Annotated in this window: 5 protein-coding genes; all 5 read left to right on the top strand. The window is 34.0% G+C overall.

From position 1 onward, the window contains the following. Positions 1-10: 10 nt before the first annotated feature. A complete protein-coding gene (locus tag ACFQ1K_RS10000; protein ID WP_386134151.1) occupies positions 11-136 on the top strand; it encodes a T9SS type A sorting domain-containing protein in 126 nt (41 codons plus the stop codon). Between the two features lie 513 nt (positions 137-649). Then, positions 650-2542, top strand: coding sequence for a tetratricopeptide repeat-containing sensor histidine kinase (locus ACFQ1K_RS09995; protein WP_320556841.1), 1893 nt, complete (start codon positions 650-652; stop codon positions 2540-2542). Next, positions 2539-3183 carry a response regulator transcription factor gene (locus tag ACFQ1K_RS09990; RefSeq protein ID WP_320556842.1) on the top strand — a complete coding sequence of 215 codons (645 nt, stop codon included), beginning with the start codon at positions 2539-2541 and terminating at the stop codon, positions 3181-3183. The genes ACFQ1K_RS09995 and ACFQ1K_RS09990 overlap by 4 nt, the downstream gene beginning before the upstream one ends. A 127-nt stretch (positions 3184-3310) precedes the next feature. After that, complete coding sequence (locus tag ACFQ1K_RS09985; RefSeq protein ID WP_320556843.1) at positions 3311-6820, top strand: tail fiber domain-containing protein; 3510 nt, start codon at positions 3311-3313, stop codon at positions 6818-6820. Continuing rightward, positions 6817-7644: hemagglutinin protein (locus ACFQ1K_RS09980; RefSeq protein WP_386134149.1), on the top strand; the 828-nt coding region annotated here is incomplete at its 3' end. The genes ACFQ1K_RS09985 and ACFQ1K_RS09980, both read left to right, overlap by 4 nt.

The following is a 7644-nucleotide window of genomic DNA, read 5'->3' as shown; positions in this document are numbered from 1 at the left end:
TGGAAAACTAATTCAACAGGGCAGAATAGAAATGGGAACCAATCTGATAGATGTTGAAAATTATCAAGCAGGAGTTTACTTCTTGAGACTGGAAAACCCTAAAGGACAATTGATAAGAAAAATCATCAAGAAATAATAATCATTTTTTCGCACTAAAAACAAAAAAGGCCATGTCATTGCGGACATGGCCTTATGTTATCTTTATAATGAATTAAACCCAAATCGCTAAAGCCTTTATTTACCTTATTTTCCAGATTCCCTTGATTTCTAGGTGAAGCAATGATGAAACATCAATTCTTAGTTACCAAAATTAAATAATTTTAAAAAATATTTAATATACCTATTATAATTTTAATTTCAGGTTACTTTCTGTCTAAACGTTATTTAAAATATTTAACCTTTTTATTTTATACCCCAATTAAAGCAAAATGAAATCTTTATTTTTAAATTAAACATAAAAGATTTTATCATACATAATCACCATTTTCTAATAATGAACATATAATTCAATATCAATAAGGTAAAATTCATATTTTTAAAAAAAATAGCTTTCGTGGACCTAACAAACAATATCTTTATTCGCTTCAAATCAAAAATCTATTGTTTTATTGTAATTCTATTTTTTCAAACATCAATTGTCCACTCTCAATTGAATCAAACAAGTAGTTTAGAGGATAAAATAAATAGCCCACTGGTAGATGCAAAAGAAAGATTTAATTTAATCATGCAATTGGCCAAAGAGTTTAGACCTTTTCCAATTAGTCCTGAAATTGAGGAGAATGGAATGCCTGAAAGATTTTTAAGTTATGCCACTGATGCGATTGATTGGGCTTTAAAAAATGGAACTGAGTCTCAATTGGCTTCCGCTCGTCGTTTTTTGATTGATTACTATTGTTATGCACGAGATATTGAATCCTTCACCACTTTAGCTAATGAAATGGTTAAGTCTGATAATTTTGCGACATTACAAGATAAACACTTTGTTTATTTAAAACTAGGAGAAGTCTATAAAGATACTGGATTCATTAAGCGTTATATTGAATTGGCACCAATTCAATTTGAAGTTGGCCGAAAATTAAAGCTAAAAGATTCCCATGCACATGAAGAATTTAATCATATAGCACTGGCATATTATAATTTAAAAGATTATAGGGAATCAATAATCTATTTTAAAAAAAGTCTTAAAAAACTTAAAGATGAAGAGAGACCATTTGCCGCTGCAAGTATATCGAATAACATAGGGTTATCCTTTTCCAAATGCCAGAATAAGGATAGTGCTAAGGTATACTTTAACAACGCATTAAAAATTTTAGAAAATGCCAATGCCACAAAAGAAGGATTTGGTACTCGGAGTTATAAAGATCACTTCAAAAATGTTATAAAAACTAATATTTCATTACTAGATATTCATACCAAACAATATGATCAAATTATTCGAGATGTTCAGGCCGAATTAAGGACTGCTATAGAACAAAGAGAAAGAACAACCGAAATACAAGCTTATAACAAATTGGGTAGATTGTTTTATTTGAAAAAGGAATACTCCAATGCATTAAAAAATTTAAATTTAGGTGAGAGCAAGTTTTTAATGGGATCAGATAATCAACTGCGGTTGGAAAATTGGAAATGGAAATCCAAATGTCTTCTCGCATTAGGTTACATAGATGAAGGTGAAAGCCTATCAGAGCAAAGAGAAAAACTTGAAGATTCAATTGCCTCAACAAAGATAAAACAGACTGCCAGAATTGCTAGTGTTTTATATGAAGTGGATAAAAAAAATTCTCAGTTAGAAGCCCAAAATATGAGCATTCAATTATTAAATTCTAAAAATAGAAATAAGAATCTTATTTTGGTATTTGGAAGTATAGGCTTAATAGGTCTTTTTAGCTTTGTTGTTTTAATACGTTCAAGAAATTCTGCTATACAGAAACAGCAAATGAACGAGGATTATTCTAGGAAATTAATTCAGGCTCAAGAAGAGGAAAAAACCAGATTAGCTAGAGATTTACATGATAGTGTAGGACAGCAATTGACATTAATAAAGAGAAAAGCATCAAACAATAATTTTGACGATTTAACTATTTTAGCACAAGAAGTCTTGGAGGAGGTTCGAACTATTTCGAAAGGACTTTATCCGGCTAATCTAAAACAACTAGGCTTATCAGAAAGTATTGAACAGCTCTTGTATGATTTGGACGAGGAAAACGATGCGTTCTTTTCAGTAGAGGTAGACAACATCAATGGATATCTAAATGAAGAAGAGTCCTTGAATTTTTATAGATTTATTCAAGAGGCAATAAATAATGTTGTTAAACACTCCAATGCTAAAACGGTTATTCTCAATATTTCTGTAAATAATGATAAGATTAAAGTATTGATTAAAGATAATGGTAAGGGTTTTGGGAATGTGAATTATAAACTAAAGAATAGTTTGGGCTTAAAGACTATGGCAGAGCGAATAGCCATACTTAAGGGTACTTTTCAAATTAATAGCAGACCTGGAGCCGGAACATTAATAAAAGCTAAAATACCAATCTTATGACAAAGCAAATTACACTCGTTGTTGCTGATGATCATCCAATGTTATTAAAAGGATTGGTAGAAGAGTTGAAAGATTTTAATTACGTTGTATTGGCATCGGTTTCTAATGGAGCAATGGCTTTAGAGAAAATTATCTCTCTAAAGCCAATGATAGCCATATTAGATATTGAGATGCCTCTTTTAAACGGTTTTGAGGTCATAAAAAAATGTCGAGAAAAAAACATCTCTACTAAAATTATAATACTTACATCCCATAAAGAACGAGGGTTTATATTTCAGGCCAATAAATTAAACATTAAAGGCTATATTATGAAGGATGAACCTTTCATAGAAGTTCATAGATGCATACAGAATGTTTATAAGGGTGATACCTATTTTAGCTCTGTTTTCTCAAACCTCATGGATATAGATCTATCTCAAGAATTAAATAAAATAAAATTTCTTACACCATCAGAACGTACCATAGTACGATTGTTAGCACAAGGCCTCAACTCCAAAAAAATAGGGGAACAACTATCCATATCACCTCGTACGGTAGAGAAACATAGGGCTAACATAATTACCAAACTACAGCTTCCAAGTAGTCGTGATGCGCTTGCATCTTGGGTAAATGAAAACAAAGAAATTATTGCATCTTTTTAAAGAAAATACGTAGACCTACGTATTAATTAGCATTTATACGTATTTCATTACAATACTTATTTTCTTAGCTTTCTAAAGAATTTCTTAAAATAGAGATTCTATATAATTATTTTTTAATTCCCTCATTATGAAAAGATTACTCCTTCTTTCTTTATTCTTGTTTTCTGGTATATCAATTAACGCGCAAAGTAACTCAATAAACTATAAAGCCTTGATTAAAGACAATTTAGGTAATGTAGTTGCCAACCAAAACATTTTTATTCAGTTTCAAATATTAAGTGGGCCCACATTAACTAATGTATTTCAAGAGACCCATAATGCTTTCACAGATTCTAACGGAATAGTAATCTTGAGTATTGGAAATGGAACTGTCGATAGTGGAAACTTTGCTAATATTGATTGGGGCTCTGAGGACCATTTCTTAAATGTGCAAATCGATACGGGCAGTGGACTAATAGATATGGGGACCACAGCTTTTAATGCTGTGCCTTATGCCTTAAGTGCAAATTCCGTACAAAAGGAAACAATTGCTGTAGATGATTTGAGCGATGCTAAACAAGACACAAATGGATCTTCTTTGTTCATTGGGATAGGTTCTGGCGACAATAATGTTGAAACAATTAACGCTAGTAATACAGGAATTGGTAATTCTTCATTGTTACAGAATACCACAGGAAACCAAAATACCGCATTAGGATATTTTTCCTTATCAAGTAATACTACTGGCTCGGGTAATACCGCTATCGGTAGAGGCTCGCTTGAATCTAATATTGATGGAATGAGTAACGTTTCTATTGGAGGAGGAACCTTATTAAATAATATATCTGGTAGTAATAATGTTGCTGTTGGTCAAGTTGCACTGGCCTTAAATACTACTGGTATTAATAATACGGCTCTCGGTTATCGTGCGGGATATAATAATAGTGAAGGCATTGGGAATTTGTTTTTAGGATATGAAGCTGGTTATAATGAATTAGGAAGTCATAAACTTTATATAGAAACGTCCTCTTTAAGTTCAGATAACCCTCTTATTTATGGTGAGTTCAACAATAATATTTTACGAGTTAATGGAACTTTTCAAATAGGTAATCCCGAAGATACAGGTTTTGCCTTCCCATCAACAGATGGTGCAGCCAATCAAATTCTACAGACTAATGGCAATGGAGTTCTTACATGGCAGAATCAGAATCTCAGTGGTGCAAATTCCTTGGATGAATTGTCTGATGTAAGAGTCTCAGGAAATTCATATTATTTTGGGTCTCAAAGCGGTCAGAACGATACTAGTACAATAGGTCAAAATATAGGTATTGGGTTAGATGCATTAACCTCGAATACAAGTGGAAGATTTAATGTTGGTATTGGCCATGCTGCTTTAGCATTGAATGAAACAGGTTTAGAAAATGTAGGTGTAGGCGATGGCGTACTGGGAAGTATAATAAATGGTAATCAAAATAGTGCTTTAGGTGTACAAGCACTTCGATTAAATAACGGTAATAGAAATACTGCGGTCGGCGCATTTTCCCTTAACAATAACACTTCTGGGATTTTAAATACTGCTGTTGGTTCCAATTCTGGTTTTTCAAATTTAATTGGTAGTGGAAATGTATTTATTGGGAATTACGCTGGATTCAACGAAACTGGCAGCAACAAGCTTTACATTGAAAGTTCAATTACACAGACAGACAACCCCTTAATTTACGGAGAATTTGATACTAATATTTTACGAGCTAATGGGACCTTACAAATAGGTAATCCCACAGATACAGGATTCGCCTTCCCATCAATAGATGGTACAGCCAATCAAATTCTGCAGACTGATGGCAATGGGGTTCTTACATGGCAGGATCAGAATCCAAGTGGTGCAAATTCCTTAGATGAATTGTCTGATGTAAGAGTTATTGGGAGTTCGTATTATTTTGGGACTCAAAGCGGTCAGAACGATACCAGTACAATAGGTCAAAATACAGGTATTGGACAAAATTCATTAGCCTCAAATACAAGTGGAAGATTTAATGTTGGTATTGGCCACTTTGCTTTAGTATTGAATGAAACAGGATCTAATAATACAGGTTTAGGTAGCAGTGTAATGAATAATATGATAAATGGCAGTTTTAATAGCGCTTTGGGCCGACAAGCACTTCGATTAAATAATGGCAGTGGAAATACTGCTATTGGGGCATTATCACTTGACGGTAACACTACTGGAAGTTTAAATACAGCAGTTGGCTACTATGCTGGTGTTTTTAATGATGGTAGCGAAAATGTATTTATTGGGAATTATGCCGGATCCAACGAAACTGGTAGTAACAAGCTTTATATTGAAAGTTCAATTGCAGAGACTGACAACCCTTTAATTTACGGGGAATTTGATACTAATATTTTGCGGGCTAATGGGACCTTGCAAATAGGTAATCCTGCAAATACTGGTTTTGCCTTCCCATCAACAGATGGTACAGCCAATCAAATTCTACAAACCGATGGCAATGGAACACTTACATGGCAGGATCAGATTGTTGGCGGTGCAACAAGCTTTAATGAGTTATCCGATGCACAGTCAGATGGATCCTCATATTTCCTTGGAAATAACTCCGGAACTAATGATGATGGTACAAATGTAAATATTGGTATAGGTAACTTTTCATTGTCCAATAACACTACAGGGCAGTATAATAATGCTATCGGGCAACAGGCTTTATTTAATAATACCACGGGTATAAGAAATGTTGCAGTTGGTGCATTTAGTATGTCTGCTAACATTTCAGGTGAAGAGAATATCGCTATAGGTTACACAAGTCTAAATAGTAATACCATAGGTTCTGTTAATCAAGCCATTGGCGATGCCGCTTTATTCAATAATACCGAGGGTAATGCAAATACAGCAATTGGCAATGAAACCATGTTTAGTAATAGTACAGGATTTAATAATGTTGCTGTTGGGAACATTTCTCTAAGAAATAATACTACAGGCTTTTCCAATTCAGCATTTGGTTTAAATGCTCTTTCACAAAACACAACTGGAAATGATAATACTGCCCTTGGGGTCAGTGCCATGAACGGTAACACTACCGGAGGTTCAAATATTGCTATTGGTTCTAACTCTGGCACTGGAATTACTACAGGAAGTAACAATACCGTGATAGGCACAGGAGCTCAAGTTCCAAATGGAGCAGGAAATAACCAAGTACGAATTGGAAATACAAATGTTACGTATGCTGGAGTACAGGTTGGATGGACAATAACATCAGATAGAAGGTGGAAAGAAGAGATAAGGGAATTACCTTATGGTCTAAACATGGTAAATAATCTAGAGCCTGTTGATTATGTTAGAAAAAACAATGAGCTAAAGACCAAGGAAACTGGATTTATAGCTCAAGATGTTGAGAAATTACTAAAGGAGCTAGGCTATGAAGACTCTGGATTAATTCATAAAGATGAAAATGGTTTAATGAGCATTCGTTACAATGATTTTATTGCCATACTGACTAAAGCTATACAAGAACAGCAACTTATTATTGAAGGTCAAAAGTATGAAATAAATTCACTCACATCTGAATTGTCAATTACTAAAGATCAACAATCAAATATGGAGAAGAGACTAACTAAGATCGAAGCGCTTTTAAATACAACAGAAAAATGAAAATTCAAAAGACTATTATTTTAGCTATATCTGTATTTTTTGCAGGACACTCCCAGAGCATTGAAAAGTTTAGTATTGACTCAGGGGGTAGTTCTACCACTGCAGGTGGGATAGAACTAATACACACAATTGGTGAAGTTGCTATAGCAGAACGCAGTAACGCTAATCTTATCCTTTCAGAGGGTTTTATAAATGCTACCCTCAAAATTAGAATAGACCCAGTTGTTTTTTTACAAGGTCCTTTTACCAATCCAGTTTTAGGTGAAGAAAACTTAATGCGCGATGATCTCAGAGTTAATGGATTAATACCAACCACAAGTCCTTATGAGGATGCCATTTCATGCAACGCTACTGTCTTCGATGTTACCGGATCAAATGCTATTGTAGATTGGATATGGATTGAACTTCGGGATAGTAATGATAATACTATGGTGGTCTTATCACAATCAGCGCTATTGCAACGTGATGGTGATATTGTGGATATTGATGGTATATCTCTTTTAGATATCAATTTACCAACAGGAAACTATTTTGTGGTTATAAGCCATCGCAATCATTTAGGTATAATGACAGCAAATCCCATTAATTTATCTGGAGGTACTACATTTTTGAATTTTACAACGGATAGTAATGACGTTTTTGGGGGTACCAACGCAATTAATGATTTGGGTAATGGCCTATATGCCTTATACAGCGGCGATTTCAATGGTGATGGGCAGGTACAGAATACAGATAGGCTAGAGGTTGAGATACTCCGTGGAATTAATGGTTACGACAACGCTGATATAGATGGTAACGGCGAGGTACAGAACACTGATTTGATC

The organism is Winogradskyella aquimaris (genome assembly GCF_042676105.1).
Lineage (GTDB): Bacteria > Bacteroidota > Bacteroidia > Flavobacteriales > Flavobacteriaceae > Winogradskyella > Winogradskyella aquimaris.
The sequence above is the reverse complement of the archived record's forward strand: the minus strand, read 5'-3'. Positions and strand labels throughout refer to the sequence as shown.